1 protein-coding gene and 1 pseudogene are annotated in these 2,216 nt (G+C 38.7%); both read right to left on the bottom strand.

Features of this window, described 5'->3' with window-relative positions; translation table 11 throughout:
• Positions 1-169 precede the first annotated feature (169 nt).
• Positions 170-1,030 (bottom strand): annotated as a pseudogene (locus AC25Y6_RS19560) (IS3 family transposase); the annotation flags it as partial.
• Positions 997-1,566, bottom strand: a complete 570-nt coding sequence (locus AC25Y6_RS19555) for a transposase (RefSeq protein WP_488144199.1) — start codon at positions 1,564-1,566, stop codon at positions 997-999. The gene AC25Y6_RS19555 and the pseudogene AC25Y6_RS19560, both read right to left, overlap by 34 nt.
• Positions 1,567-2,216: the final 650 nt, after the last annotated feature.

Raw genomic sequence — 2,216 nt, 5'->3', positions numbered from 1 at the left:
TAGCACCAACCCTGAAACCCGTGACTTCAGTCGTGGGAGGTTCATGCAATAGTGATAATAGATGAAGAAACTGAAGACTTGCGAGATAAAGTTAGCAGCTTGCTCGAAAAGTTGAATAAAAAAACGACCATCTCGATTTGTTGTGACCCCTTAAAGTTAGAGTTTTATATTATGCAGCTAATTGGCTGGTATGCAGACGGTATTGAACCGGACTCATGCCAGCTAATTTTTTCTTGATACGCTTGTTATTGTAATAAATGATGTAAGTCTCAATATCTCTTTTTAACTCCTCGTATGTGCGAAGCGCTACCCCATAATACATCTCCTGCTTCAATAGACTAAAGAAGTTCTCCATTGGTGAATTATCTAGACAGTTCCCTTTACGGGACATACTTTTGAACACATGATGTGCCTTAAGGGTCTTCACCCAATTCCTATGCTGATAATGCCATCCTTGATCAGAATGTATAGTGGTCCGGTATTTTGAGTCTTTTACGATTTGAAGGGCGTCTTCTAACGGTTTCATCACAAAGTCCAGTGTTGGATGCATATGAATGCCGTATGAAAGAATCTCTCCGTTATACATGTCCATAATAGGACTGAGATAAAGTTTAAAGCCATCTGAACACTTGAATTCCGTAATGTCTGTTGTCAGCTTTTGATAAGCCGTATTTGTGTAGAAACGGCGATGAATAAGGTTTTTCGCAACAGCACCTACGGTGCCTTGATAGGAACTATAGCGACGAGATTTCCGAGTGAATTTCTCTACTTTGAGTCCGAGCTTCCTCATGATACGCTGAACTTTCTTGTGGTTCACTGAAATACCTTTGTTTTTCAACGCCAGCTGAATTCGACGGTAACCATAGTTTTCATCATTCTCTTCAAAAAAAGTTTGAATTTCTTCTTCCAACTCCTGGTTAGGGTTCTCCGTCATCATTCCTTTCAGATGATAATGATAAGAAGATTCGGGGATGCCTACGACTTGAAGGATGTCCTTTAGTGGGAAGTTTTCTTTGAGTTCGAATGATAACGCTGTTTGTGCTTTTCGAGATAACCCTCCGGATCCATCTGAAAAGCTTTTAACTTTTTTAAATAAGCTACCTCCAAACGGAGTAGTTCATTTTCACGTTCTAGTTTCTGTTCACGCGTCATCTCATCCTGTTGTGTGGGCTGCTTATTTTTCTTGACGCTCTTCGCTTTGTCCGACATGGCTGGCCGTCCTTTCGGGTTGTCCAGGGCTTCAACACCACCTTCAAGGAACTTTTTATTCCAAGAAGAGATCATGGGTGGGTTCGTTAACCCAAAATGAAGAGCTGTTTCAGCTCGAGAAGCGCCTGTCCTTTTCATAAAGCTTAGTACATCCAGCTTGAATTGAACAGAATAAATTTCATGTTTCTTTTTTATAGATAGCCCTATTGCGCCGTATTTCTGGTAAACGTTCACCCAATTACTAAGCTGCGTATGTGATTTTATATCGTATTTACGCACTAGCAACTTTAAACCAAGTGGACCATCTAGATACTCTTTCACAACCATCAACTTAAACTCATCGCTATATTTAGCCATAATAAAACACCCCAAAGGTTAGATTTTGACTCTAACTTTTGGGGTGCACAACAATTTAGCGGATGGTTGTTTTTTGTATAGCGAAGAATGGTGTTATCAATGCTCTGTACAACTTATTCATTAACATACTCCAACTAGATTGGACTCCGATTAGATTCAGGTGTGCTCGATTGTATTTTTGTTGTATATCGAAAGTAATAAGACCAAAACATAAATTGGGTTGATGGCGAAGCTGCCGCTTGATGAAGATTACGTCCAATGGTAAAGAAGAGTGTAGATGGATCATTGGATATGACTAGGAATCGTCATCTTACTATTGAAAAGGTATTGGAATAGAAAATGTTGAATTTCTAATGATGAAAAAGGATTGAGGTAGTGAACCTCGGTACCGTTGAAATAGAAATGAAAACCATTTTAAATAAGACTTGCATTTCATGAGATGAAATGATATATTTATAAAGTTGCTTTTGCGACACGATGAAAACAACGAAAATAGAGAGTGAAATTAGTTGTTGACACGAACCGAACGAAATGTTATGATATAAAAGTTGTCTCCAAAAAACGACAACTACTAAAGGAGAAGGATGCAAGTTGATTCTTCTGACATGAACCTTGAAAACTGAACAGCAAAACATCAATGAGATAACGAT

The organism is Sporosarcina sp. Y1004, assembly GCF_057669665.1.
Note: the sequence above shows the minus strand (reverse complement) of the source record. Positions and strands in the feature narration are given on the sequence as shown.

Bases quoted from the DNA above. Each gene is read 5' to 3' on its own strand.
- AC25Y6_RS19555 (WP_488144199.1), bottom strand. From the start codon at position 1,566: ATGGCTAAATATAGCGATGAGTTTAAGTTGATGGTTGTGAAAGAGTAT.